General features: G+C 70.3%; 24 protein-coding genes and 1 pseudogene. 21 read left to right on the top strand and 4 right to left on the bottom strand.

The annotated features are described in order from the left end of the window. Nucleotides 1-59 precede the first annotated feature (59 nt). The 3 genes from ACGF2Y_RS09965 (at nucleotide 60) to ACGF2Y_RS09955 (ending at nucleotide 3050) form a co-directional block, all read left to right on the top strand. A complete protein-coding gene (locus ACGF2Y_RS09965; protein WP_392944706.1) occupies nucleotides 60-1310 on the top strand; it encodes a site-2 protease family protein in 1251 nt (416 codons plus the stop codon). A 63-nt stretch (nucleotides 1311-1373) separates the two neighbouring features. Then, nucleotides 1374-2285, top strand: a complete 912-nt coding sequence (locus ACGF2Y_RS09960; RefSeq protein WP_030583650.1) for a tRNA (adenine-N1)-methyltransferase — start codon at nucleotides 1374-1376, stop codon at nucleotides 2283-2285. Between the two features lie 183 nt (nucleotides 2286-2468). Next, a complete protein-coding gene (locus tag ACGF2Y_RS09955; protein ID WP_392944704.1) occupies nucleotides 2469-3050 on the top strand; it encodes a hypothetical protein in 582 nt (193 codons plus the stop codon). A gap of 51 nt (nucleotides 3051-3101) precedes the next feature. On the opposite strand, the gene ACGF2Y_RS09950 is transcribed toward ACGF2Y_RS09955, so the two are convergent. Beyond that, nucleotides 3102-3413 carry a ferredoxin gene (locus ACGF2Y_RS09950; RefSeq protein ID WP_392944702.1) on the bottom strand — a complete coding sequence of 104 codons (312 nt, stop codon included), beginning with the start codon at nucleotides 3411-3413 and terminating at the stop codon, nucleotides 3102-3104. Nucleotides 3414-3653: 240 nt separating this feature from the next. On the opposite strand from ACGF2Y_RS09950, the gene arc reads away from it, so the two are divergent. The 6 genes from arc (at nucleotide 3654) to prcA (ending at nucleotide 9696) form a co-directional block, all read left to right on the top strand. Further along, complete coding sequence (gene arc / locus ACGF2Y_RS09945; protein ID WP_392944700.1) at nucleotides 3654-5420, top strand: proteasome ATPase; 1767 nt, start codon at nucleotides 3654-3656, stop codon at nucleotides 5418-5420. Nucleotides 5421-5654: 234 nt separating this feature from the next. Continuing rightward, on the top strand, nucleotides 5655-7166 hold the full coding sequence (gene dop, locus ACGF2Y_RS09940) for a depupylase/deamidase Dop (RefSeq protein ID WP_392944698.1): 1512 nt from the start codon (nucleotides 5655-5657) through the stop codon (nucleotides 7164-7166). A gap of 129 nt (nucleotides 7167-7295) precedes the next feature. Further along, nucleotides 7296-7514, top strand: a complete 219-nt coding sequence (locus tag ACGF2Y_RS09935; RefSeq protein ID WP_392944696.1) for a ubiquitin-like protein Pup — start codon at nucleotides 7296-7298, stop codon at nucleotides 7512-7514. 94 nt (nucleotides 7515-7608) lie between these two features. Beyond that, nucleotides 7609-8034 (top strand): endonuclease VII domain-containing protein, encoded by a 426-nt coding sequence (locus ACGF2Y_RS09930; protein ID WP_392944768.1) that lies wholly within the window; start codon nucleotides 7609-7611, stop codon nucleotides 8032-8034. Next, nucleotides 7986-8831 carry a proteasome subunit beta gene (gene prcB, locus ACGF2Y_RS09925; RefSeq protein WP_392944694.1) on the top strand — a complete coding sequence of 282 codons (846 nt, stop codon included), beginning with the start codon at nucleotides 7986-7988 and terminating at the stop codon, nucleotides 8829-8831. Before ACGF2Y_RS09930 ends, prcB begins: the two co-directional genes overlap by 49 nt. 58 nt (nucleotides 8832-8889) lie before the next feature. After that, a complete protein-coding gene (gene prcA / locus ACGF2Y_RS09920; protein WP_392944692.1) occupies nucleotides 8890-9696 on the top strand; it encodes a proteasome subunit alpha in 807 nt (268 codons plus the stop codon). 38 nt (nucleotides 9697-9734) lie between these two features. On the opposite strand, the gene ACGF2Y_RS09915 is transcribed toward prcA, so the two are convergent. After that, entirely contained in the window at nucleotides 9735-10769 is a 1035-nt protein-coding gene (locus ACGF2Y_RS09915; RefSeq protein ID WP_392944691.1) for a LacI family DNA-binding transcriptional regulator, read from the bottom strand. A gap of 135 nt (nucleotides 10770-10904) precedes the next feature. Here ACGF2Y_RS09915 and ACGF2Y_RS09910 point away from each other — a divergent pair, with 135 nt between their 5' ends. The 12 genes from ACGF2Y_RS09910 to ACGF2Y_RS09855 all read left to right on the top strand — a co-directional run bounded on the left by ACGF2Y_RS09910 (nucleotide 10905) and on the right by ACGF2Y_RS09855 (nucleotide 23138). Beyond that, a complete protein-coding gene (locus tag ACGF2Y_RS09910) occupies nucleotides 10905-12164 on the top strand; it encodes an MFS transporter (RefSeq protein WP_392944689.1) in 1260 nt (419 codons plus the stop codon). A gap of 9 nt (nucleotides 12165-12173) precedes the next feature. Further along, nucleotides 12174-13535 (top strand): Pup--protein ligase, encoded by a 1362-nt coding sequence (gene pafA / locus ACGF2Y_RS09905; protein ID WP_030583618.1) that lies wholly within the window; start codon nucleotides 12174-12176, stop codon nucleotides 13533-13535. Between the two features lie 192 nt (nucleotides 13536-13727). After that, complete coding sequence (locus tag ACGF2Y_RS09900) at nucleotides 13728-14660, top strand: FKBP-type peptidyl-prolyl cis-trans isomerase (RefSeq protein ID WP_392944687.1); 933 nt, start codon at nucleotides 13728-13730, stop codon at nucleotides 14658-14660. Between the two features lie 43 nt (nucleotides 14661-14703). After that, complete coding sequence (locus tag ACGF2Y_RS09895) at nucleotides 14704-15075, top strand: FKBP-type peptidyl-prolyl cis-trans isomerase (RefSeq protein WP_392944685.1); 372 nt, start codon at nucleotides 14704-14706, stop codon at nucleotides 15073-15075. A 159-nt stretch (nucleotides 15076-15234) separates the two neighbouring features. Beyond that, complete coding sequence (locus ACGF2Y_RS09890; RefSeq protein ID WP_392944683.1) at nucleotides 15235-16188, top strand: helix-turn-helix transcriptional regulator; 954 nt, start codon at nucleotides 15235-15237, stop codon at nucleotides 16186-16188. A 12-nt stretch (nucleotides 16189-16200) separates the two neighbouring features. After that, nucleotides 16201-17184 carry a helix-turn-helix transcriptional regulator gene (locus tag ACGF2Y_RS09885; protein ID WP_392944681.1) on the top strand — a complete coding sequence of 328 codons (984 nt, stop codon included), beginning with the start codon at nucleotides 16201-16203 and terminating at the stop codon, nucleotides 17182-17184. Next, entirely contained in the window at nucleotides 17181-17486 is a 306-nt protein-coding gene (locus ACGF2Y_RS09880; protein WP_392944679.1) for a hypothetical protein, read from the top strand. Before ACGF2Y_RS09885 ends, ACGF2Y_RS09880 begins: the two co-directional genes overlap by 4 nt. 64 nt (nucleotides 17487-17550) lie before the next feature. Then, on the top strand, nucleotides 17551-17748 hold the full coding sequence (locus ACGF2Y_RS09875; protein WP_030088268.1) for a membrane protein: 198 nt from the start codon (nucleotides 17551-17553) through the stop codon (nucleotides 17746-17748). Between the two features lie 220 nt (nucleotides 17749-17968). Continuing rightward, entirely contained in the window at nucleotides 17969-18265 is a 297-nt protein-coding gene (gene tatA, locus ACGF2Y_RS09870) for a Sec-independent protein translocase subunit TatA (protein ID WP_392944677.1), read from the top strand. Nucleotides 18266-18314: 49 nt separating this feature from the next. Next, nucleotides 18315-19280: a twin-arginine translocase subunit TatC gene (tatC, locus tag ACGF2Y_RS09865; RefSeq protein ID WP_392944675.1), complete on the top strand. Its 966-nt coding sequence runs from the start codon at nucleotides 18315-18317 to the stop codon at nucleotides 19278-19280. A 19-nt stretch (nucleotides 19281-19299) separates the two neighbouring features. Next, nucleotides 19300-20193 carry a diacylglycerol kinase gene (locus ACGF2Y_RS09860; protein WP_392944673.1) on the top strand — a complete coding sequence of 298 codons (894 nt, stop codon included), beginning with the start codon at nucleotides 19300-19302 and terminating at the stop codon, nucleotides 20191-20193. A 104-nt stretch (nucleotides 20194-20297) separates the two neighbouring features. After that, entirely contained in the window at nucleotides 20298-23138 is a 2841-nt protein-coding gene (locus tag ACGF2Y_RS09855; protein ID WP_392944671.1) for a DEAD/DEAH box helicase, read from the top strand. A gap of 234 nt (nucleotides 23139-23372) precedes the next feature. On the opposite strand, the gene ACGF2Y_RS09850 is transcribed toward ACGF2Y_RS09855, so the two are convergent. Next, complete coding sequence (locus tag ACGF2Y_RS09850) at nucleotides 23373-23810, bottom strand: SPW repeat protein (RefSeq protein ID WP_392944669.1); 438 nt, start codon at nucleotides 23808-23810, stop codon at nucleotides 23373-23375. 91 nt (nucleotides 23811-23901) lie between these two features. Continuing rightward, a pseudogene (locus ACGF2Y_RS09845) lies at nucleotides 23902-24911 on the bottom strand (ADP-ribosylglycohydrolase family protein). Nucleotides 24912-24913 lie beyond the last annotated feature (2 nt).

Below are 24913 nucleotides of genomic sequence, written 5' to 3'. Positions count from 1 at the left end.
CAGACCCTCGCACACTGCATGATCGTGGCAAAGGCCACTCACCGAACCGAAGGGACCCCGTGGACGACAGCGGCGACAGCGGGCGGCCGCAGCCCGGCGCAGGGGGAACGGCCCCCGGCACCGACCCCGACAACGGCCGGCCGAAACGCCCCGCGGAACCGGGCGGCGGCCTGCTCATGGGCCGTCCCTTCGGCGTGCCCGTCTACGTCGCCCCCAGCTGGTTCGTCGTCGCCGCGCTGATCACCTGGGTGTTCGGCGGCCAGCTCGACCGCGTGCTGCCCGAGCTGGGCGGCGCCCGCTACCTCGTCGCCCTGTTCTTCGCCATCGCCTTCTACGCCTCCGTGCTCGTCCACGAACTGGCCCACACGGTCGCCGCCCTGCGCTACAAGCTCCCGGTCCGCCGCATCCAGCTCCAGTTCTTCGGCGGCGTCTCGGAGATCGAGAAGGAGAGCGAGACGCCCGGCCGCGAGTTCGTCCTCGCCTTCGTCGGACCGCTCCTGTCCCTGGTCCTCGGCGGCGTCTTCTACGGTGCGATGCAGTTCGTCGAGCCCGGCACGGTGCCCGGTGTCCTGCTCGCGGGCCTGATGATCTCCAACCTCATCGTGGCCGCCTTCAACCTGCTGCCCGGTCTGCCCCTCGACGGCGGCCGGATGCTTCGCGCCGTCGTCTGGAAGATCACCGGCAAGCCCATGAGCGGCACCATCGCCGCCGCCTGGGTCGGCCGCGGCCTCGCCGTCGTCGTCCTCGTCGGACTGCCGCTGCTCACCCACACCGGAACGCTCGGCGGCTCACCCCAGGACATCGGCGGGGTCGAGACCGTCATGGACGCGCTGCTCGCCGCGATCCTGGCCGGCATCATCTGGACCGGCGCCGGGAACAGCCTGCGCGTGGCCCGCCTCCGCGAGCACCTGCCCGACCTCCGGGCCCGCACCCTGACCCGCCGCGCCGTCCCCGTCGAATCGGCCACCCCGCTCTCCGAAGCGCTGCGCCGGGCCAACGAGGCGGGCGCCCGCGCCCTGGTCGTCGTCGACGGACAGGGCAACGCCAAGGGCGTCGTCCGCGAGGCCGCCATCGTCGGCGTCCCCGAACACCGCCGCCCCTGGGTCGCCGTCAGCGGCCTCGCCCAGGACCTCACCGACGGCATGAAGGTCCCCGCGGAACTGGCCGGCGAAGCCCTCCTGGACCGGCTCAAGGCCACCCCCGCCACCGAATACCTGGTAGTCGAGGAGACCGGCGAGATCTACGGAGTCCTCTCCACCGCCGACGTGGAGCGCGCCTTCGTCAAGGCCATGGCCCGCCCCGGCGCCTGAGGGCCTCCTCCGGCCGGAAGGCCGGGCGGTCGGCGGCCCGGGAATCACCGGTAGGCTGGTCACATGTCTGAACCGACCGGTGCCGCCCGCCGACGTGGGCCCTTCAAGGTCGGGGACCAGGTCCAGCTCACCGACCCCAAGGGACGCCACTACACCTTCACGCTCGAAGCCGGAAAGAACTTTCACACCCACAAGGGTTCTTTCCCGCACGACGAGCTGATCGGTGCTCCCGAGGGCAGTGTTGTCCGAACCACGGGAAACGTCGCCTATCTCGCGCTGCGCCCCCTGCTCCCCGACTACGTCCTGTCCATGCCCCGCGGCGCCGCCGTGGTCTACCCCAAGGACGCCGGCCAGATCCTGGCCTTCGCCGACATCTTCCCCGGCGCCCGCGTCGTGGAGGCCGGGGTCGGATCCGGCTCGCTCAGCACCTTCCTGCTGCGTGCCATCGGTGAGCAGGGCATGCTGCACTCCTACGAGCGCCGCGAGGACTTCGCCGAGATCGCCCAGCAGAACGTCGAGCGCTACTTCGGCTCGCCGCACCCCGCCTGGCAGCTGACCGTCGGCGACCTCCAGGACAATCTCTCCGACACCGACGTCGACCGCGTCGTGCTGGACATGCTCGCCCCCTGGGAGTGCCTGGAGGCCGTCTCCAAGGCCCTGGTGCCCGGCGGCATCCTCTGCGCCTACGTCGCCACCACCACCCAGCTCTCGCGCACCGTCGAATCCATCCGCGAGATCGGCTGCTTCGCCGAGCCACAGCCCTGGGAGTCGATGATCCGCAACTGGCACGTGGAGGGCCTCGCCGTCCGCCCCGACCACCGGATGATCGGCCACACCGGCTTCCTGGTCACCGCCCGCCGCCTCGCGGACGGCGTCGAGCCGCCGCTGCGCCGCCGCCGCCCGTCCAAGGGCGCCTACGGCGACGACTACGACGGACCCGGCAGCCAGAGCGGCTCCGCCGCCTCCCGTAGCTGATCCGTACAACGCACCGGCGCCGCCGCGCAGTTCCCCGACCGACCGGGGAACTGCGCGGCGGCGCCTTTTCGTTGACCCCCGCCGTTCCACCCGGATGTGAGGTGTGGCACGATGCTGGCCACCCCTCAGGGGTGTTCCCCACCCCCTCACCGGGCTTCCAGGAACCATCAGGAGACATACCGCGTGCAGACCTCCGCGCTCCCGGATCTCGCCCACACCGCCGCCAGGCCGGTGCACTGGCTCGCCACGGCCGCGGCGATGGCGGGAGTCGTCGCACTGGCCGGGCTGCTCCAGCCCCGTACGGCCACCGCGACCGCCACGGCCCCCGGGCAGCGGACCACCACCCAGCACGGCGCCCCCGCGCCCGCCCCGGACCCGGCCGGTGTGGACTTCCCGCTGGAGTGCGGCGGCGCCGGGACGACGGTCGCGAAGAAGGCCTCCGGGGATCTCGACGGCGACGGGCGGCCGGAAACCGTCGCCGTGGTGCACTGCGCCGCCGGATCGGGGACCCCGCCCGGCGGCATCTACGTCCTGACACAGAGCAGCGGGGCCGCACCCAGGGTCGTGGCGACCCTGGTGGACCCCGCTGACAGGAAGACGGTCGGGGACTTCGCCGTACGCGACGGGGTCGTCTCGGCGACCCTGCTCGGCTACTCCTCGCTCGACGTCCCCCGCTGCTGCCCCGACCAGGAGGAACAGGCCTCCTGGCGGTGGAAGGGGAAGGCGTTCGTCCGCACCCTCGGGGACCTCGCCCGAAGCGTCTGAGCGCGTCCCGCGGGCCTCGCCCGCGGTGTCCGGGCGGTCGGCCCCGACCGGCTAGCCGGCGTCCGGCCCGTACACCTCGACGCTGTCCTTGACGCGCCGCACGTGGATGCAGTCCCCGGGGCACTCCTTGGCCGAATCGACGACGTCCTGGAGGAGCGGCAGCGGCACCGGAGTGGTCGCCCCCGGGTCCTGCAGGAGCTCGTCGTCGCCGCTCTTCACATACGCCAGGCCGTCGATGTCCAGCTCGAAGACATCGGGGGCGTACTGCACACAGATGCCGTCGCCCGTACAGAGGTCCTGGTCGATCCAGACCTCCAGGTCCTGCGTGTCACTGTCGCCCGGCGAGTCCTGCTGCACGGTCATGTGTCCTGCCGTTCCTGCGTATCTGAACCAATTGGAGCCAGCCCTGACGGGTGTTGAACGGTTCGACGATACAACCGGCGGCTTTCCGGTGCCGAAGGGTGGGTATTCCCTTGACGTGAGGGAGAGCGCAAGGGTGAAGATCGGACACACCCCGCAGTCTTTGTGATCTAGGGGTTTCAATCACCACCCACCCAGGTAGGGTCAGGAAGCGTCCAGCTCCCCATGGAGGAGGTGAGGACCGTGGCAGCCCACGACGACGACATCAACCGCGGCATCCGGCCCGCGCGAGGGTCAGAGGACCCAGCCGGCCAGGTTGCCTATCTCGAGCAGGAAATCGCCGTCCTGCGACGTAAGCTCGCCGACTCTCCGCGTCATACGAGGGTTCTCGAAGAGCGGATCGTCGAGTTGCAGACGAACCTGGCAGGCGTGTCCGCACAGAACGAGCGGCTCGCCAACACGCTCCGTGAGGCGCGTGACCAGATCGTGGCCCTCAAGGAGGAGGTCGACCGGCTCGCGCAGCCGCCGGCCGGCTTCGGTGTCTTCCTGCAAGGCAACGAGGACGGCACCTGCGACATCTTCACCGGGGGCCGCAAGCTCCGGGTGAACGTCAGCCCCAGCGTCGAGCTCGAGGACCTCCGGCGCGGCCAGGAGGTCATGCTCAACGAAGCGCTCAACGTGGTCGAGGCCATGGAGTACGAGCGGGCCGGGGACATCGTCATCCTCAAGGAGATCCTTGAGGACGGCGAGCGCGCCCTGGTGGTCGGGCACACCGACGAGGAGAGGGTGGTGCGGCTCGCCGAGCCGCTGCTGGACATCACCATCCGCTCCGGCGACGCCCTGCTCCTGGACTCCAGGTCGGGTTACGTCTACGAGGTGGTCCCCAAGAGCGAGGTCGAGGAGCTCGTCCTCGAAGAGGTCCCGGACATCGACTACGAGCGGATCGGCGGCCTGGGCGACCAGATCGAGCTGATCCGCGACGCGGTCGAGCTTCCGTATCTGCACCCCGACCTCTTCAAGGAGCACGAGCTGCGTCCGCCGAAGGGCATCCTGCTCTACGGTCCGCCCGGCTGTGGCAAGACCCTCATCGCCAAGGCCGTCGCCAATTCGCTCGCCAAGAAGGTCGCCGAGGTCACCGGGCAGCCCACGGGGAAGAGCTACTTCCTCAATATCAAGGGCCCCGAGCTCCTCAACAAGTACGTCGGCGAGACCGAGCGGCACATCCGCCTGGTCTTCCAGCGTGCGAGGGAGAAGGCGAGCGAGGGCACCCCCGTCATCGTCTTCTTCGACGAGATGGAGTCCCTCTTCCGCACCCGCGGCAGCGGCGTCAGCTCGGACGTGGAGAACACCATCGTCCCGCAGCTGCTCGCCGAGATCGACGGGGTGGAGGGCCTGGAGAACGTCATCGTCATCGGCGCCTCCAACCGCGAGGACATGATCGACCCCGCCATCCTGCGCCCCGGCCGTCTCGATGTGAAGATCAAGATCGAGCGTCCGGACGCCGAGGCGGCGAAGGACATCTTCGCGAAGTACCTGACCCCGTCGCTCCCGCTGCACGCGGACGATCTGGCCGAGCACTCCGGCTCCCGGCCGGCCGCCGCCCACGCCATGATCCAGTCCGTCGTGGAGCGGATGTACACGGAGTCCGAGGAGAACCGCTTCCTCGAGGTCACGTACGCCAACGGCGACAAGGAAGTCCTGTACTTCAAGGACTTCAACTCCGGCGCGATGATTCAGAACATCGTCGACCGGGCAAAGAAAATGGCCATCAAGGCATTCCTGGAACAGGGCCAGAAGGGGCTGCGGGTCGCTCATCTCCTGCAGGCCTGCGTGGACGAGTTCAAGGAGAACGAGGACCTGCCGAACACCACGAACCCGGACGACTGGGCCAGGATTTCCGGCAAGAAGGGTGAGCGGATCGTCTTCATCCGCACACTCGTCACCGGAAAGCAGGGCGCGGACACCGGGCGCTCCATCGATACGGTGGCCAACACCGGCCAGTACCTGTAATGCGCGGACCGGCTGCGGAAGCCCCAGGGGCCTCCGCAGCCGGTCGCATTCCCCTGTTCCGGCCATGCCGGAGCAATGTCGTAATGGAGCTCCCCACCGGCGCAGAGGCGCTCTAGGCTCTGCGGTACCGCCGAGTCGCGCAGTGCGGTGACGGGCACCGCACACGCACCGGACACAGCAGCGGTACTTGAGCGTCGCTCCCGGACGGGACCGACGCCGGGCAAGGAGGGCCGCATGACCGTACGGCGAGTAATGGGCATCGAGACGGAGTACGGGATCTCCGTCCCCGGCCACCCCAACGCCAATGCCATGCTCACCTCGTCCCAGATCGTGAACGCCTACGCGGCGGCGATGCACCGGGCACGACGCGCCCGCTGGGACTTCGAGGAGGAGAACCCGCTGCGTGACGCGCGAGGTTTCGACCTCGCCCGTGAGACCGCCGACTCCAGTCAGCTCACCGACGAGGACATCGGCCTGGCCAATGTCATCCTCACCAACGGTGCCCGGCTGTACGTCGACCACGCGCACCCCGAATACAGCTCCCCCGAGATCACCAATCCGCGTGACGCGGTGCTCTGGGACAAGGCCGGCGAGCGGATCATGGCGGAGGCCGCCGAGCGGGCGGCCGCCATCCCGGGCGCGCAGCCGATCCACCTCTACAAGAACAACACCGACAACAAGGGCGCCTCCTACGGCACGCACGAGAACTACCTCATGCAGCGGGAGACGCCGTTCTCGGACATCGTGCGCCATCTGACGCCGTTCTTCGTCTCGCGCCAGGTCTTCACGGGGGCGGGCCGGGTCGGCATCGGCCAGGACGGCCACGAGCACGGCTTCCAGATCAGTCAGCGCGCCGACTACTTCGAGGTCGAGGTCGGCCTGGAGACCACGCTCAAGCGCCCCATCATCAACACCCGGGACGAGCCCCACTCCGACGCCGAGAAGTACCGCCGGCTCCATGTGATCATCGGCGACGCCAACCTCTCGGAGATCTCCACCTATCTCAAGCTCGGCACCACGTCCCTGGTGCTGTCCATGATCGAGGACGCCTTCATCACCGTCGATCTCGCGGTCGACCAGCCCGTGCGTACCCTGCACCAGGTCTCCCACGATCCGGAGCTGCGGCAGCTGATCACGCTCCGCAGCGGCCGGACACTCACCGCGGTCCAGTTGCAGATGGAGTACTTCGAGCTGGCCCGCAAGTACGTCGACGAGCGCTACGGCGCGGACGCCGACGAGCAGACCAAGGACGTCCTGACCCGCTGGGAGGACACCCTCAACCGGCTGGAGACCGATCCGATGAGCCTGTCGGGTGAGCTGGACTGGATCGCCAAGCGGGAGCTCATGGAGGGCTACCGCCGTCGCGACGCGCTGGACTGGGACGCCCCCCGGCTGCATCTGGTGGACCTCCAGTACGCGGACGTACGGCCCGACAAGGGCCTCTACAACCGCCTGGCGGCCCGCGGGAAGATGAAGCGCCTCCTGGACGAGGACGAGGTCACCAGGGCCCGTACGAAGCCTCCGGAGGACACCAGGGCCTACTTCCGCGGCCGCTGCCTGGAGCAGTACGCCGACGACGTGGCGGCGGCCTCCTGGGACTCGGTGATCTTCGACCTCCCGGACCGCGACTCCCTGCAGCGGGTGCCCACCCTGGAGCCGCTGCGCGGCACGAAGGAACACGTCAAGGACCTGCTGGACCGCTGCCGGACAGCGCAGGAACTGGTCCGTGTGCTGTCGGGCGGCTGAAAGGCCTCCGGGCTGGGAATCAATCACCCGAGCCCCGGACGTTGAACAACTACCGGGCCAAATGTCGGACCCCGTGGGTAGGGTCTGATCAAGAGCTTCGATTGCTTCGAACCGAGCGGGGTGAGCTGTATGGCGACCAAGGACACCGGCGGCGGACAGCAGAAGGCGACGCGTTCCACCGAGGAGGTCGAGGAGCAGGCGCAGGACGCGCAGGTATCCGAGGACCTCGCGGAACGCCAGGAAAAGCTGAGCGACGACGTCGACTCGGTTCTGGACGAGATCGACGACGTCCTGGAAGAGAACGCCGAGGATTTCGTGAGGTCATTTGTTCAAAAAGGCGGGGAATAGGGCTGAATGTCCGAAACTCCCGCCGGGAGGTAATGCTCCCGCTGTCGGAAGACTCTGCCGCGGCAGTCCTTCCCCGGTAACAGGGCCATGCGTGATGGCCTCCAGGCGTATGGCCGGAAGTGCTCCGTCGAGTACTGCCGGCGGCGTCAGGAGGCCAAGGGCGATTCGGTCCGGGCCAGGTGCCGCTGCCACGGAAACGCCGGCGTCGGACGCATGCGGCGCGGAGCGGAATCGGATCAGCCGCTTCAAGCGCCAGCACGGCCCTGCTCCTGCCGGGCCGGACGCGCTGATCGCGGCTCAGCAGGGCGTGTGTCGTATCTGTCCAATCACTCCGGCCGAGCATGTGGATCACTGTCATGAGGCGGGTAGGGTCCGTGGCGTACTGTGCTTCAGCTGCGACGCAGCCCTGGGGCAGTTCAAGGAACGGCCGGATGCCATAAGGCGTGCAGCCGCATACGTGGAGGGAAACGCGTGGAAGCCAACACTCGTAGCATCGGGCGTCTACCAGCTGCCTTCCTGACGCCGGGTTCGTCCTCGTTCATGGACTTCCTGTCCGACCAGTCGCCCGAGATGCTTCCGGGCAACCGGACCCTGCCGCCGCTCCAGGGGGCCATCGAGGCGCCGCACGGGACGACCATCGTCTCGGCGTCCTTCCCCGGCGGCGTGGTCCTGGCCGGCGACCGGCGCGCCACCATGGGCAACATGATCGCGCAGCGCGACATCGAGAAGGTCTTCCCGGCCGACGAGTACTCCGCGGTGGGCATCGCCGGCACCGCCGGGCTGGCCGTGGAGATGGTCAAGCTGTTCCAGCTGGAGCTGGAGCACTTCGAGAAGGTCGAGGGCGCACAGCTCTCCCTGGAGGGCAAGGCCAACCGGCTCTCCACCATGATCCGCAGCAACCTGGCCATGGCCATGCAGGGCCTCGCCGTGGTGCCCCTCTTCGCGGGATACGACGTCGACCGCGAGAAGGGCCGCATCTTCTCCTACGACGTCACGGGCGGCCGCTCCGAGGAGACCGGCTACGCCGCCACCGGCTCCGGCTCGATCTTCGCCCGCAACGCCATGAAGAAGCTCTACCGCGAGGACCTGACGGAGGAGCAGGCCCTCACCCTGGTCGTGCAGGCGCTGTACGACGCGGCGGACGACGACTCGGCGACCGGCGGCCCGGACGTGGCCCGCCGCATCTATCCGATCGTCACCGTCATCACCGACGAAGGCTTCCGGAGGCTGACCGACCAGGAGTCCTCCGAGATCGCGCGCTCCATCCTGGAACGCCGACTCGAGCAGCCCGACGGCCCGCGCGCCGCGCTGCTCTGACCCGGACCCCGAGCCTCCCCAGACGCAATCGTCACTGACAGAAAGGGACGGATAGCCGGTGTCGACGCCGTTCTATGTCTCACCCCAGCAGGCCATGGCCGACCGGGCGGAATACGCCCGCAAGGGCATCGCTCGTGGTCGCAGCCTCGTTGTGCTGCAGTACGCCGACGGCATTGTGTTCGTCGGCGAGAACCCGTCCCGTGCCCTGCACAAGTTCAGCGAGATCTATGACCGGATCGGCTTCGCGGCCGCCGGTAAGTACAACGAGTACGAGAACCTCCGCATCGGCGGAGTTCGCTACGCCGATCTGCGCGGATACACCTACGACCGGGACGATGTGACGGCCCGTGGGCTGGCCAACGTCTACGCCCAGACGCTCGGCACCATCTTCTCCAGTGCGGCCGAGAAGCCGTACGAGGTGGAGCTGGTGGTCGCCGAGGTCGGCAGCGAGGCCGAGGGCGACCAGATCTACCGGCTGCCGCACGACGGTTCGATCGTGGACGAGCACGGCTCGGTCGCGGTCGGCGGCAACTCCGAACAGATCAGCAGCTTCCTCGACCAGCGCCACCGCGACGGCATGACCCTCGCCGAGGCGCTCAAGCTGGCCGTCCAGGCGCTCTCGAGGGAGCCGGGCGGCGGCGAGCGGGAGATCCCCGCGGAGCGGCTGGAGGTCGCGGTCCTGGACCGCACCCGCCCCCAGCAGCGCAAGTTCAAGCGGATCGTCGGCCGTCAGCTGGCCCGGCTGCTGGACACGGAAGCCGCCGGCAGCACACCGACGGACGCTCCGTCCGACACCGAGGACAACGACTCCACCGACAGCACCGACAGTGGCACCCCCGACTCCACGGAGGAGACGGACAAGTAGGAGAGCGGTGCCCCGGGCCTTCTCGGCCCGGGGCACCGTCACGTCCGGTCGGCGGGCGGCGGTGCCGTGGAGCCGCGTACGACGAGCTCCACCGGCAGGCCGCCCGGCTCGGCGGGGCGGCCGTCCAGTACCGCGAGCAGCGCCTCCATGCCCCGCTCCCCGACCTGCTCCGCCGGCAGCCGCACCGTGGTCAGCTCCGGCTCCAGCGCGGTGGCCAGCGCCAGGTCGTCGAATCCGGTGACCGACAGTTCGTCAGGCACCCGCAGCCCGAGCCTGCGGGCGGCCTTGCACGCGCCGGCGGCCAGGATGTCGTCGTCGCAGACGATCGCGGTGGGCCGGTCGCCGGTGACCGCCAGGGCCGCTTCGACCGCCTCGCGCCCCGCCCGTACGTCCAGCGGGGCCCGCACCGTGCGCACCGTCGCGTCCCCTGCCGCGCCCAGCGCGTCGTGCAGCGCCCCGGCCCGCACCGCGAACGTCCAGGTGTCCACGGCTGACGCCAGATGCAGGAAGCGGCGGTGGCCGAGCCCCAGCAGATGGTCCGTCACCTGCCGCATCCCGTCGGCGATGCCGAGGTTCACATGGGCGTCGGGCCCGGCGTCCGAGGGGTCGCTGTCCAGCATCACCAGCGGCAGCTCCGCCCCGTGCAGCGCGCCCAGCGCGTCGGCGGCCATCGAGGACGCGATGACCCCGTCGAGCGCGGCGCGGGCCGAGGCGAACGGGTCCCGGGCCGGGCCCGTGCCGTCCGGTGAGGGATAGAGCACCACGCCGAAGTCGTGTTCGGCGGCGATCGCCGCCGCCCCGGCGTACACCCGCGCGAAGAACTCGTTGGTGAGCGCGGGCACCACCAGCAGCGCGGTCCTGGTGCGGCCGAGCCGCAGACTGCGGGCCGCCAGATTGGGCCGGTAGCCGATCTCCGTCACGGCCTCCCGGACCCGCTGGGCGGTGGCCTCCGACACCCTTCCCCGCCACTTCCCGCCGAGCACCAGGGAGACCGTCGCCTGGGAGACGCCCGCCGCGCGGGCCACGTCGCGGCTGGTGGGCCGGGCGGGGGCGGGCTGCTGCGCGCTGGTCACTCGTGCCTCCGTGCGAGATGTTTCGTCACGCCGCGAGGTGGACCCGCGAACTGCGCACATGGTACGTATGAACCTCGACGTTATACGTAACACTTCGGCGGGCGGTATGGCCGGCCGGGGCGGAGAGGGGCGGGAATGACCGCGGGATATCTGGACATCCTCCGGGCGCGGCATGCCGCCCGGCTGCTGACGGGCACCCTGGTGGGGCGGCTGCCCAACGGCACCGCGCACATCGCGATCGTGCTGTTCACCCGGGCGGAGGGCGGCGGCTACACGCTGGCAGGCGCGCTCACCGCCGCCTACGGACTGGCCACCGCCGTCGGGCAGCCGCTGCTCGGCCGGGCGGTGGACCTGTACGGGCAGCCGCGCGTCCAGCTCCCGGCCGCCCTGCTCTCCGCGCTCGGCATGGCCCTGCTGGCCTTCACCGGCCTCGGCTCGCTCCCGCTGGCCTACCTCGCCGTCATCGTCGCCGGAGTCGCCACACCGCCGCTGGAGGGCGGCCTGCGGGCCCTGTGGCCCAGCGTCCTCAAGGGTGAGGGCCAGGTGCACCGGGCCTACGCCATGGACGCCGTGGCGCAGGAGATCATGTTCACCGTCGGCCCGCTCCTGGTGACGCTGCTCGTCTCGCTCTGGTCCCCGGCCGCCGCCCTGCTCGTCATCAACGCCGTCGGCGTCATCGGCGCGCTGTCGGTCGTCCTGTCCGAGCCCTCGCGCGCCTGGCGCTCCGCACCGCGAGAGGCGCACTGGCTCGGCGCCCTGCGCTCGCCCGGACTCCTCGCCCTGCTCGGCGCGTTCTTCTTCGTCGGGCTCGCCCTCGGCTCCATCACGGTGGCCGGAGTGGCCTACGCGGACGACCACGGCCGGGAATCGGTGTACGGCTGGCTGATGGCCGCACTCGGTCTCGGCGCGCTGATCGGCGGCCTGGCCTACGGGGCGCGGCAGTGGGCCGGTGTGCCCGAGAAGCGGCTGCGGGTCATCGTCGGACTGCTGGCGCTGGGCTATCTGCCGTTGACCCTCACCCCCTCGGTGCCCGTCATGACCGCCCTCGCCGCGCTCGCCGGAGTGTTCCTCGCACCGGCCATCGCCTGCTCCTTCATCGTGGTGGACCGGCACGCCCCGCGCGGCACGGTGACCGAGGCGTTCTCCTGGCTCGTCACCACGTTCGGCGTGGGCGCGGCAGCCGGTGCGGCCGTCGCGGGACCGGCCGTCGAACTCGGCTCGACCGCCTGGAGCTTCGCCGTCGCGGGGGCCGGGGGAGTGGCGGCTCTGATCGTCCTGCTGGCCACCGGCAGGGTCCTCGCGGCTCCCGTCCGTACACCCGCCGTGGTGACGGGATCGGAAAATGATCGAAACGGGGCCGTCGAACCCGGTTTCAGCTCAGGCCATAAGGCGTAATGTTCAGTCATGGACCGCCGCATTTTCGGGCTGGAGAACGAGTACGGCGTCACGTGCACGTTCAGGGGACAGCGCCGACTGTCACCTGACGAAGTGGCGCGCTACCTCTTCCGCCGTGTTGTGTCATGGGGCCGCAGCAGCAACGTCTTTCTGCGGAACGGCGCCCGCCTCTACCTCGACGTGGGATCGCATCCGGAATATGCAACCCCCGAATGCGACAACGTGACCGAACTGGTCACGCACGACAAGGCGGGCGAGCGCATTCTCGAAGGCCTGCTCGTCGACGCCGAACGCCGCCTGCACGAGGAGGGGATCGCGGGCGACGTCTATCTTTTCAAGAACAACACCGACTCGGCGGGAAACTCCTACGGCTGCCACGAGAACTACCTCGTGGCCCGGCACGGAGAATTCTCCCGGCTCGCGGACATCCTCATTCCGTTCCTCGTCACCAGGCAGCTGATCTGCGGCGCGGGCAAGGTGCTCCAGACCCCGCGCGGCGCGGTCTACTGCGTCAGCCAGCGTGCCGAGCACATCTGGGAGGGCGTCAGCTCCGCGACCACCCGCTCCCGGCCGATCATCAACACCCGCGACGAACCCCACGCCGACGCCGAGCGGTACCGCCGCCTCCACGTCATCGTCGGTGACTCGAACATGTCCGAGACGACCATGCTGCTCAAGGTCGGCGCCACCGACCTGGTGCTCCGCATGATCGAGGCGGGCACGGTGATGCGTGACCTGACCCTGGAGAACCCGATCCGGGCGATCCGTGAGGTCAGCCACGACCTCACGGGACAGCGCAAGGTGCGCCTGGCCAGCGGCCGGGAGGCCTCGGCCATCGAGGTCCAGCGGGAGTACTACGAGAAGGCCGTGGACTTCGTCGAGCGCCGGGGCATCCGCACCGGCACCGTCGACCAGGTCCTGGAGCTGTGGGGCCGCACCCTGGACGCGGTCGAGGCCGAGGACCTCGACCGGATCGACACCGAGATCGACTGGGTCATGAAGTACAAGCTCATCGAGCGGTACCGGGCCAAGCACAACATGACCATGTCGAATCCGCGGGTCGCCCAGATAGACCTCGCCTACCACGACATCCACCGCCGCCGAGGCCTCTTCTACCTCCTGGAGCGCAAGGGGCAGACCGCCCGCATCTGCAACGACCTGAAGATCTTCGAGGGCAAGTCGGTGCCCCCGCAGACCACCCGGGCGCGGCTGCGCGGCGACTTCATCCGCAGGGCCCAGGAACAGCGGCGGGACTTCACCGTCGACTGGGTCCACCTCAAGCTCAACGACCAGGCGCAGCGCACGGTGCTGTGCAAGGACCCGTTCCGTTCCGTGGACGAGCGGGTGGAGAAGCTGATCGCCGGTATGTGAGCCGACGTCATCCATGACGGCCCCGGCCCCCAGGACCCACCGGTCCTGGGGGCCGGGGCCGTGACGCGGGGGGCGGCCCCAACCGAATCGGAGAGCCCGACGGCTGTCGTCGCGCGCCCGCCGGGGATGACGCGACAGCCCTTAGAGTGGTGCGGGACCGAATCACCGTGCCCCCTGAGATCTGAGGAACCAGTGCGCCGAATTGCCGGCCTTCTCGTCGCCCCCCTCCTGCTGCTGTCGGCAGTGGCGTGCGGCGACAAGGCCTCCGACTCCGCCTCGTCCAAGAACGGCGTCCCCGCGATCACCGCGGGCGCCGAGTTCGGCGAGAAGCCCACCCTCTCCAAGGGTGAGGGCGACCCGCCCAAGGAGCTGAAGACCGATGTCATCAGCGAGGGGGACGGTGCGAAGCTCAAGAACGGCGACGCGATCCAGGTCAACTACCTCGGCCAGGCGTGGGACTCCACCAAGCCGTTCGACAACAGCTTCGACCGCGATCGGCCCTTCGATCTGACGCTCGGCGCCGGAATGGTCATCCAGGGCTGGGACAAGGGCCTGGTCGGCCAGAAGGTCGGCAGCCGCGTCGAGCTGGTCATCCCGCCGGAGCTCGGCTACGGCGAGCAGGGCCAGGGCGACATCAAGCCCAACGCCACGCTCGTGTTCGTCGTCGACATCGTGAAGGCCACCCAGATCCCGGCCTCCGCCAAGGGCACCGAGGTCGCCCAGGACAACATCGACCTGCCCAAGGTCGGCGTGAAGACCGACGGCAAGGCCCCGACGGTCACCATCCCCAAGGGCGACCCGCCGAAGAAGCTCGTCTCCACCTACGTCCTGGAGTCCGACGGCGAGGCCGTCAAGGAGTCCGACAGTGTCGTCGTGAACTACGTCGGCATGATCTGGAAGGACGCCAAGGAGTTCGACAACACGTACACCGCGGGCAAGACCCAGACCTTCCCGCTGTCCCAGGTCACCCTCAAGGGCCTGAAGAGCGGCCTGGTCGACAAGAAGGTCGGCAGCCGGGTGCTGCTCGTCATCCCGCCGGACCAGGCCTTCGGTGACCAGCAGCAGCAGTCCATCCCGAAGAACTCCACCCTGGTCTTCGCCGTGGACATCCTCGCCAAGGTGTAAGACTGTCCCGGTTGTCCAGTTCATCATTTGGAGGAGCAGTTCAGTGAGCATCGAGAAGCCCGAGGTCGACTTCCCGGGTGGCGAGCCGCCGGCCGACCTGGAGATCAAGGACATCTGGGAGGGCGACGGCGCGGTGGCCCAGGCGGGCCAGTCCGTCTCCGTCCACTACGTGGGCGTGGCCTTCTCCACCGGCGAGGAGTTCGACGCCTCCTGGAACCGCGGCACCCCGCTGCGGTTCCAGCTCGGTGCCGGCCAGGTCATCTCCGGCTGGGACAAGGGCGTGCAGGGCATGAAGGTCGGCGGCCGTCGCCAGCTGACCATCCCCGCCCACCTCGCCTACGGCGAGCGCGGCGCCGGCGGCAAGATCGCCCCGGGCGAGACGCTGATCTTCGTCTGCGACCTCGTCGCGGTCTGATCCGTTCCGGTTGAGCGAAGGGGGGCCCTCGCCGTACGGCGGGGGCCCTCACCGCTGCCCGCCGGGGCCCTGACCGCTCTCCGGCCCGCGGCCCGGCTTTGGTCCCCACACCCCGGGGCGGTACGGTCGACGGTCGTAGCAACAAGAGAGAGGGCGTCGATGGCGATTGCCAAGGCCGAGCGGTTGATGAACCTCGCACTGTGTCTGCTGGGGACCCGGCGCCCGCTCAGCAAGCGCGAACTCCGCGGATCCATCGAGGCCTACCTCGAAGCGGGTTCCGACGACTCCTTCAACCGGATGTTCGAGCGCGACAAGGACGATCTGCGCGAGCTCGGCCTCGTCATCGAGACCGTCGAGAACCTCGACGGCGACACCGGATACCTGGCCCGCCGCGACAGCAACCGGCTGCCCCCCATCACCCTGGACGCCGAGGAGGCCGCCGCCCTCGGCCTCGCCGCCAAGGTCTGGCAGCAGGCCCGCCTCGCCGGGGCCGCCAGCGGCGCCCTGCAGAAGCTGCGGGCCGCCGGAATGCCCGAGGCCGAGGACGCCTACGAGGTCCACAGCGCCCTCGAACCCCGCATCCCTGTCCACGAGGCCGCCTTCGAGCCCCTCATGCTGGCCTGCCGCGACCGCCGCCCCGTGACCTTCGACTACCGCAAGGCCAACTCCGCCCGCCCCGAGCAGCGCCAGGTCGAACCCTGGACCCTCGAATGCTGGCGCGGCCACTGGTATCTGGCCGGCTGGGACCGCGAGCGGGGCGCCGAACGCGTCTTCCGGCTCTCCCGCATCACCGGCAAGGTCCGCTCCCGCGCCGGGGCCTTCAGCGCCGAGGTGCCCGACGTGGTCACCGTCCGCGAGACCGTCGAGAGCTGGGCCGGCGAGACCGCGACCCGTACCGCCCGGATCAGGCTGCGCGCCGGAGCCGGCTACCCGCTGCGATCGCGCGCGACCGCCGTGCGGGAACGCGGCGACGGCTGGGACGAGCTGGACATTCCGTACGGGCACGGCCTCGACGCCTGGCTCGTCGAGTTCGGCCCGGACGTCGTCGTGGAGGAACCCGCCGATCTGCGGGCCGATGTGGTGGACCGGCTCCGCGCCGTGGCCAAGGACTAGGGGCAGGAAACGATGGCCACGAACGCGATCGACCAGACCCGCCGGATGCTGTCCCTCGTGACGTATCTGCGGGAGCGACCCGGCGCCCATGTCCAGGACGTGGCACGGGCCTTCGGGATCACCGAGGACGAGCTGATCTCGGACCTCGACGTCCTGCCGATGTGCGGCACCAGCTTCCGCGGCGGCGACCTCCTCGACATCGACACCGACGGCGACCGGATCTGGTGGCACAACCCGGACGACGTCGCCGAGCCGCTCCGGCTCGCCGCCGACGAGGCCACCGCGCTGCTCGTCGCCGCCCGCGCCGTCGCCACCCTGCCCGGCCTGCGCGAGAGCGACCGGCTCGCCCTCGTCCGCGCGACCGCCAAGCTGGAGACGGCCGCCGGCGAGTCCGGGGCTGCCAGCTCCCGGCTCTCGGTGACCTTCGAGGCCGAGGGCGGCGTCTTCGCCGACGTCGACCGGGCCATCTCCGAACGCCGCCGGCTCTGGCTGCGCTACTACTCGCCCGCCCGCGACGAACTCACCGAACGCGAGGTCGACCCGATCCGGCTCTTCGCCGTCGGCCACACCTACATGGAGGGCTGGTGCCGGCTCTCCGAGGCCCGCCGGACCTTCCGGCTGGACCGGGTCGCCGAGATCCGTCTCCTCGACGCCCCCGCCGCCCCGCCCGAGCTGGAGCTGCGCGACCTGTCCGCAGGGCTGGTCCAGCCCGCGGCCGAGGACCCGGAAGTCGTGATCGAGGTCGGCACCGGCGGCCGCTGGGTCGCCGAGTACTACCCGCACGACTCCGCCGAGGAACTCCCCGACGGCGGCCTGCGGATCACCCTGCGCACCCCGGACCCGGCCTCGCTGCGCCGGCTCGCCCTGCGCCTCGGCGGCGACGGCCGCATCGTCACCCCGCCGGAGCTCGCGGACAGCGCCCGCGCGGCCGCCCGCGAGGCGCTCGCCGCCTACGAGGACGCGCTCCGAGACCCGGGGAGGGGAGACGAACGATGAACCGGACGACCCTGTTTCCGGCCGCCGCCACCGGAACCCGCCCGGCGCTCAGGCCCGGTCCCGTCCCCGTACCGGTACCCGCCGCCGTACGTTTCCGGGCCGCCTGCCCCGACTGCCGCGGGCGCTTCGAGCTGGCCGCCGCGGCACTGCGCCTGGCGATCGGCGCCACCCGCCGCACCACCTTCTACACCTTCACCTGCCCCGAGTGCGGCGCCTCGGTCCGCAAGCCGGCCGGGGAGCGCATCATCGAACTGCTCACCGGCGGCGGCGTACGGACCCTGCGCCTGCACACCGCCCGGTAGCGACCCGACGGCAGCCCGCCCGTCAAAAGCCCCTCTGGAAGCCCGTAGGAAGAGGCACCGCCGTATGTTCTGGCCCATGCTCGCCATCGCCCTCGGCTTCCTGGGCATCGCCGTGCTCGGTGTGCTCGGCATCAAGGTCTTCGTCGAGGCCCGGCGTCTCGGCCGGCAGGTCACGGTCACCACCGAGCGGATCAACCGGGCGTCGGAGGACCTGGAACGGGCGGCAACCCGCCTCGCCGCCACCGGTGACGGCCTGCGGTAACGACCCCCGGGGGGCCTGATGTCCGACAGCACCGAGGGGTACGCTGCACGGGTCGGCCCAGGCAGCGAGGTACGGGCCGCAAGCCGTAATACGCACGGGCATTGCCTCGCGTTTACTCCCGCGGGTTACGATCGCTGCCAAGCACAACGATCGTACGTATGCCCGGTCGAACGGGTAGCGAGCCCACCCTCCAGCCGCCTCAGTGAGAAGGAAGTCGCACATGATCGGCAATCTGAAGCCCCTAGAGATCGTTCTGATCATCGCTGTCATCCTGCTGCTCTTCGGTGCCAAGAAGCTTCCTGACATGGCGCGCTCGCTCGGCAAGTCGGCCCGCATCCTCAAGAGCGAGGCCAAGGCGATGAAGAAGGACGACGCGGCGAACGCGACGCCCACGACGGAGACCGTCGAGGACCCGGCGCCCCCGCAGTCCACCACCGCGCGCACCATCCAGGCCGCTCCGGGAGACGTCACCAGCTCCCGCCCGGTCAGCGAGGCCAAGCCCACCACCCAGAGCTGACAGCTGACGCGTTCCGCCGACAGCCGCCGCACGAGACGAGGGAAGTGGGTTGCTCAAGTCTGCCCGCAAGCAGGAGAAGGACGACGAGGGGCGGATGCCTCTCCTCGATCACCTGCGTGAGCTGCGAAACCGGCTGCTGAAGGCCGTGCTGGCGATCCTGATCGCCGTCATCGGGGCCGCCTTCTTCCACAAGGAGATCTTCGAGTTCCTGATGAAGCCGATCCTCGACTCGGTCGGCTGCAAGAACGGCGTGGAAACGATGGTCAACGGCCGCCCGTGCGCGGAGATGACCACCAACGGTCTGCTGTCCCCCTTCACCATCGCGCTGAAGGTGTCCCTCATGGCGGGCGTTCTCCTCGCCACGCCTGTCTGGCTGTACCAGCTCTGGGCCTTCGTCGCTCCCGGTCTCCACCAGAAGGAGAAGCGGTACTCCCTGGGGTTCGTGGCCGCGGGCGTCCCGCTGTTCACCGCGGGCGCGTACCTCGCGTACGCGATCCTGCCGCAGACGGCCGAGATCATGCTCGGCTTCACGCCGGACAACGTCACGAACCTCCTGCCGCTCGACGACTTCCTCGACCTGATCACCCGCATGGTGATCGTCTTCGGTCTCGCCTTCGAACTGCCGCTGCTGCTCGTCGCCCTCAACATGACCGGGATCCTCTCCGGCGCCCGCATGCTGCGCTGGTGGCGCGGCATGATCGTCGGTCTCACCGCCTTCGCGGCGATCGCCACCCCCGGCGGCGAGCCCATCTCCATGCTGCTTCTCGCGGGCCCGCTCGCGGTCCTCTACTTCATCGCCGTCGGCATTTCCCTGCTGAACGACAAGCGCCGCAACCGCAACAACCCGGACGCCGAGCTCAGCGACGACGAGGCCTCGGATCTCGATCTGACGCCCGAGCCCGTCGGCAGCATCGAGAACGGCTCCGGATCCCGCCCCGCTCTTCCGGGACAGGCATCCGGCGAGGCGGACGGTCCCGGATCGCACCGGATGAACGGTTACGACGACATCACCTGACCTTGTAGGGTCCGGAAGGGTGACCAGCGAGATCACTCTCTTCGTCAATCCCACCGCAGGACGCGGCCGGGGCGCGCACGCCGCGCAGCCGGCCGCTTCCGCGTTGCGGGACGCCGGATTCTCCGTCCGTACGGTGCTGGGCGAGGATGCCGATGACGCCCTGCGCCGGGCCCGCGAGGCCGTCGCGGCGGGGACCGGGGCACTGATAGCCGTGGGCGGGGACGGGCTGATGTCCCTCGCCCTCCAGGCCGTCGCCGGGACCGCCACCCCGCTCGGCGTCGTCGCCGCCGGCACCGGCAACGACTTCGCCCGCGCACTGGGTCTGCCGATCCGCGACCCGGCCGCCGCGGGACGGCTGGCCGCGCGGGCGATCAAGGAGAGCAGCCACCGCGACGTCGACCTCGGACGGGTCGGGGACCGCTGGTTCGGCTCCGTGCTCGCCTCCGGGTTCGACTCCCGGGTCAACGACCGGGGCAACCGGATGCGCTTCGTCGGCGGACGGTTCAAGTACGACCTCGCGATCCTCACCGAACTGGCCGCCTTCGAGCCGATCCCGTACCGGATCCGGCTCGACGGGGGCGAGGTCCGCGAGATCGAGGCCACACTCATCGCGGTGGGCAACGGAACCACGTACGGCGGGGGCATGCGGATCTGCGCCGACGCCGAGATGGACGACGGGCTCTTCGACGTGACCGTGGTGGGGGAGTGCACCCGTGCCACGCTCCTCAAGGTCTTCCCGAAGGTCTACAGGGGCACGCACCTGGGCCACCCCGCCGTCACCGTGCATCGGGTCTCCTCGATCGAGCTGGCGGCGGCCGGGGTCACGGCGTACGCGGACGGTGAACCGCTGGGCGCGCTGCCGCTCACCGCCACCTGCGTACCGGGTGCTGTGCGGGTGCTCACCGGGCGCTGACGGGTCGCTCACCGGGTGCCGGGCGGGCGCCGCGCGGGGGGAAGGGCCGAGGCATTTAAAGATCGCGCTGAGTGTCGGAGGTGACGGGTAGGCTCGTATGCAAGATGACAGAGGACCTCTCACCAGCTGAGCGATACCAGGCGTCTCAGGTCCGTGCGGCCGAGATGGCGACGGCCCTCGGGCCCTTCCGCGAGATGTACGAGTTCGGGCTGGACCCGTTCCAGATCGAGGCCTGCCAGGCACTGGAGGCGGGCAAGGGGGTGCTGGTCGCGGCCCCCACCGGGTCGGGCAAGACGATCGTCGGCGAGTTCGCCGTGCACCTGGCCCTGGAGCAGGGCCGCAAGTGCTTCTACACGACACCGATCAAGGCGCTCTCCAACCAGAAGTTCGCCGATCTGGTCAAGCGGTACGGCGCGGACAAGGTCGGCCTGCTGACCGGCGACAACAGCGTCAACTCCGAGGCGCCGGTGGTCGTGATGACCACCGAGGTCCTGCGGAACATGCTGTACGCGGGCTCCCAATCGCTGTCCGGCCTCGGCTATGTGGTCATGGACGAGGTGCACTACCTCTCCGACCGCTTCCGGGGCGCGGTGTGGGAGGAAGTGATCATTCACCTCCCGGAGTCGGTGACGCTGGTCTCCCTGTCGGCGACCGTCTCCAACGCGGAGGAGTTCGGCGACTGGCTGGACACCGTGCGCGGCGACACCGAGGTGATCGTCTCCGAGCACCGGCCCGTGCCGCTGTGGCAGCACGTGATGGCCGGACGCCGGATGTACGACCTCTTCGAGGAGGAGACCGACCACGGCGGCCGGGGCGCCGGACGCCGCGAGGTCAACCCGGACCTGGTCCGCCTCGCCCGGCAGGAGAACCAGCAGGGCTACAACCCGCGCGACCGCCGCCGGGGCAAGATGGTGCGCGAGGCCGACCGCGAGCGCGAGAGGCGTCAGCGCGGCCGGATCTGGACGCCCGGCAGGCCCGAGGTCATCGAGCGGCTGGACAACGAGGGCCTGCTGCCCGCCATCACCTTCATCTTCAGCCGGGCCGGCTGCGAGGCCGCCGTCCAGCAGTGTCTGTACGCCGGACTCCGGCTCAACGACGAGGACAAACGCCGGCTGGTCCGGGAGATCGTCGAGGAGCGGACCGCGTCCATCCCCGGCGAGGACCTGCATGTGCTGGGCTACTACGAGTGGCTCGAAGGCCTGGAGCGGGGCATCGCCGCGCACCACGCGGGCATGCTCCCGACCTTCAAGGAGGTCGTCGAGGAGCTGTTCGTCCAGGGGCTGGTGAAGGCGGTCTTCGCGACCGAGACCCTGGCGCTCGGCATCAACATGCCCGCGCGTTCCGTGGTGCTGGAGAAGCTCGTCAAGTGGAACGGCGAGCAGCACGCCGACATCACCCCCGGCGAGTACACCCAGCTCACCGGCCGGGCCGGACGCCGTGGCATCGACGTCGAGGGCCATGCGGTGGTCCTGTGGCAGCGCGGCATGGACCCGACCGCGCTGGCCGGCCTCGCGGGGACGCGTACGTATCCGCTGCGCTCCAGCTTCCGCCCCTCGTACAACATGGCGGTCAACCTGGTGCAGCAGTTCGGGCGGCACCGCTCGCGGGAGCTGCTGGAGACCTCGTTCGCGCAGTTCCAGGCGGACAAGTCCGTCGTCGGGATCTCCCGGCAGGTCCAGCGCAACGAGGAAGGCCTGGAGGGCTACCGGGAGGGCATGACCTGTCACCTCGGTGACTTCGAGGAGTACGCGCGCCTGCGGCGCGACCTCAAGGACCGCGAGACGGAGCTGGCCAAGCAGGGTGCGGCGCAGCGGCGGGCGGCGGCGGCCTCCTCGCTGGAGAAGCTGAAGGCCGGGGACGTCATCCATGTGCCCACGGGGAAGTTCGCGGGGCTTGCCCTGGTGCTGGATCCCGGGCTGCCTGCCGGGCGGGCCAACGGGCACCGCGGGTTCGACCACCACGACGGGCCCCGCCCGCTGGTGCTGACCGCCGAGCGGCAGGTCAAGCGGCTGGCCTCGATGGACTTCCCGGTGCCGGTGGAGGCGCTGGACCGGATGCGGGTCCCGAAGTCGTTCAACCCGCGCTCGCCGCAGTCCCGGCGCGATCTGGCCTCCGCGCTGCGGACCAAGGCCGGGCACATCGTGCCCGACCGGCACCGCAAGGGGCGGGCGCCTGCCGCCGACGACCGCGAGATCGGCCGGCTGCGGACCGAGCTGCGCGCCCACCCGTGCCACGGGTGCGACGAGCGGGAGGACCACGCGCGGTGGGCCGAGCGCTACCACCGGCTGCAGCGGGACACCCGGCAGCTGGAGAAGCGGATCGAGGGGCGGACGAACACGATCGCCCGGACCTTCGACCGGATCGTCGCGCTCCTCACCGAGCTGGACTACCTCCGGGGCAACGAGGTCACCGCGAACGGACGGCGGCTGGCCCGGCTGTACGGGGAGCTGGATCTGCTCGCCAGTGAATGTCTGCGGGAGGGCGTGTGGGAGGGGCTCAACCCCGCCGAACTCGCCGCGTGCGTCTCGGCGCTGGTGTTCGAGGCACGGCAGGCCGACGACGCGGTCGCACCCAAGCTGCCGTCCGGTCCCGCGAAGCTCGCCATGGGCGAGATGGTGCGGATCTGGGGGCGGCTGGATGCCCTGGAGGAGGACTTCAAGATCAACCAGGCGGAGGGGGTCGGGCAGCGCGAGCCCGATCTCGGCTTCGCCTGGGCGGTCTACATGTGGGCCTCCGGCCGGACGCTGGACGAGGTGCTGCGCGAGGCGGAGATGCCGGCGGGGGACTTCGTACGGTGGTGCAAGCAGGTGATCGATGTGCTGGGGCAGGTGGCTGCGGCGGCTCCTCGGGATGCGGGCGCCGGTGCCTCCGGCGTGGCGAAGAACGCGCGCAAGGCGGTGGACGCGGTGTTGCGGGGAGTGGTGGCGTACAGCTCGGTCGGGTGACCGGGCCGTACGGGATGGCCCTGGCGGGGCGAGGGGGCGGGGCGAGGGTCCTGGCGGGGCGAGGGTGAGGCTGCGCCCCTGGTGCCTGCGGCGGGCTTGTTCCCCTCCCCGGGCTTGCCGGAGCCGGGGCTCCGCGCCGGGCCCCGCTCCTGACGCGCCGGAGGGGCTGGGAAGCGACCGTCGGCGGGTCTGGAGAGGGGCGGGGCTCGTCGGAGGTGTGGAGGTGCGTCGTGGTCAGGTGCTGCGGCTCTTGGCCGCGGCTCCCGCGCAGACCATGCCCAGCAGGACCACCAGCCCGCCGACGATGATGTTGTTGATCACGATCCCGGCGTCGGGGCTGCTGCCCACCACCCAGGTCGACACGATGATCCACGCACCGATGGCGCAGAGGGCCCAGCTCAGACCGGCCATGCGCTCGGGCATCACGGTGAAGCCGAGGGCCAGTACCGCGATGGCGATACCCATCACCAGGTTGTGCGTCACCAGGGCCGGCTGGCTGGCCGTGAAGTGGAGCACCCAGGGGGAAACGGCGCAGTAGAGGCCGGCGAGGAACACCGGCGCGTCCACCAGGGCCACATCACGACCGCCCATCATGCGGTCGTACCGTGCACGCATTTCGGAGGCATCGGGGTGGCCCGATATGTCGCTCCTCGTGTGTGAGACGTTGCTCATGAGATTTCGTCTCCTTCGTTCCTGGGGGTCCCGTCGTCGTGCGGATGGATGAGGCGGGCACCCTTTCCTCCATAGTGCTCTTATCTGTCACTTATGTGTACATTTCGGGCGATATTGCTGGAGGGGATTCCCAGGTGACCCGGGGGCCCGCGGTGTCCAGCCGGGCGGCCAGGGTGATCAGGTCCCCGGTGGCCAGGCAACGGTCCCCGTAGCCGGGCAGTGGCGCGTGCAGGGTTCTGGTCCAGCGGTCCGGGACGGCCGCGATGCCGTACGCCGCTCCCGCCAGGCCGCCCGTCACGGCCGCCACCGTGTCGGTGTCCCCGCCCACGTCGACGGCGGCCACCAGGGCGTGTTCGAAGGTGTCCGTCGTGCGCAGGGCCCAGAGCGCGGTGCCCGGACAGGGCCACACCGCACCGTTGAACTCGGTTGCCAGGCCCGGGTGCCAGTCGGGCGCCAGTCGGGCGCCAGTACCGTCGCCCAGCGGGACCGGTGGTCGGCGTGCACCTCGGCCGGCGCCCCGGGGACGGCGGCGAACGGATCGTCGCCCATGAGGGCCACCCGGACCAGCTCGTGGAAGACGGCGGTCCCTTCCCGGGCGGCCCGGTCGCCATGAGTCAGTGCCGCGATCCGGCGCGCCGCCTCCATCGTCGCCGGGCGTCCGGCGTGCGCGAAGTACACCGCCGACGTGGTCGCCCGCATCAGTGAACCGTTGCCCGCGGCCCGGCCGTTGAGCTGGAAGTGCAGGGCCGCGGCCAGGTCCCACGGTTCGCCGTTGGTCAGCACGTCCTCGGTCTGCAGACCGATGTCCTTGGGCTCGCCCGCCGCCCACCGCCGGAACCTGCCGAACATGTCCGGCAGGTCCAGGCCGCCCCGCTCCAGCAGCGACTCGCCGACCAGCACCGCCATCTGCGTGTCGTCCGTCGCCTCGCCCGGGTTCCAGCCACCGCCCCCGCACAGCGTCCCGACGCCGTCCGGGAAACGGGCGGTGAGCACCCCGGCGGGGCCGAACTCGAACGGGGCGCCGAGCGCGTCCCCGGCGGCGGAGCCGACCACGGCTCCGGCCACGCGGCCGCCACGGCCCACGGACTCACGGTGCGTCATCC

This window comes from Streptomyces sp. NPDC048142, from assembly GCF_043202835.1.
In the GTDB taxonomy this organism is placed as follows: Bacteria; Actinomycetota; Actinomycetes; order Streptomycetales; family Streptomycetaceae; genus Streptomyces.
Note: the sequence above shows the minus strand (reverse complement) of the source record. Positions and strands in the feature narration are given on the sequence as shown.

Excerpts from the sequence above, each read along its gene's own strand:
- ACGF2Y_RS09960 (WP_030583650.1), top strand. The coding sequence starts at position 1,374 with ATGTCTGAACCGACCGGTGCCGCCCGCCGACGTGGGCCCTTCAAGGTC.
- ACGF2Y_RS09950 (WP_392944702.1), bottom strand. The coding sequence starts at position 3,413 with ATGACCGTGCAGCAGGACTCGCCGGGCGACAGTGACACGCAGGACCTG.
- dop (WP_392944698.1), top strand. The coding sequence starts at position 5,655 with ATGACCGTACGGCGAGTAATGGGCATCGAGACGGAGTACGGGATCTCC.
- ACGF2Y_RS09935 (WP_392944696.1), top strand. The coding sequence starts at position 7,296 with ATGGCGACCAAGGACACCGGCGGCGGACAGCAGAAGGCGACGCGTTCC.
- ACGF2Y_RS09930 (WP_392944768.1), top strand. The coding sequence starts at position 7,609 with ATGGCCTCCAGGCGTATGGCCGGAAGTGCTCCGTCGAGTACTGCCGGC.
- ACGF2Y_RS09910 (WP_392944689.1), top strand. The coding sequence starts at position 10,905 with ATGACCGCGGGATATCTGGACATCCTCCGGGCGCGGCATGCCGCCCGG.
- pafA (WP_030583618.1), top strand. The coding sequence starts at position 12,174 with ATGGACCGCCGCATTTTCGGGCTGGAGAACGAGTACGGCGTCACGTGC.
- ACGF2Y_RS09890 (WP_392944683.1), top strand. The coding sequence starts at position 15,235 with ATGGCGATTGCCAAGGCCGAGCGGTTGATGAACCTCGCACTGTGTCTG.
- ACGF2Y_RS09885 (WP_392944681.1), top strand. The coding sequence starts at position 16,201 with ATGGCCACGAACGCGATCGACCAGACCCGCCGGATGCTGTCCCTCGTG.
- ACGF2Y_RS09880 (WP_392944679.1), top strand. The coding sequence starts at position 17,181 with ATGAACCGGACGACCCTGTTTCCGGCCGCCGCCACCGGAACCCGCCCG.
- ACGF2Y_RS09875 (WP_030088268.1), top strand. The coding sequence starts at position 17,551 with ATGTTCTGGCCCATGCTCGCCATCGCCCTCGGCTTCCTGGGCATCGCC.
- tatA (WP_392944677.1), top strand. The coding sequence starts at position 17,969 with ATGATCGGCAATCTGAAGCCCCTAGAGATCGTTCTGATCATCGCTGTC.
- ACGF2Y_RS09855 (WP_392944671.1), top strand. The coding sequence starts at position 20,298 with ATGACAGAGGACCTCTCACCAGCTGAGCGATACCAGGCGTCTCAGGTC.
- ACGF2Y_RS09850 (WP_392944669.1), bottom strand. The coding sequence starts at position 23,810 with ATGAGCAACGTCTCACACACGAGGAGCGACATATCGGGCCACCCCGAT.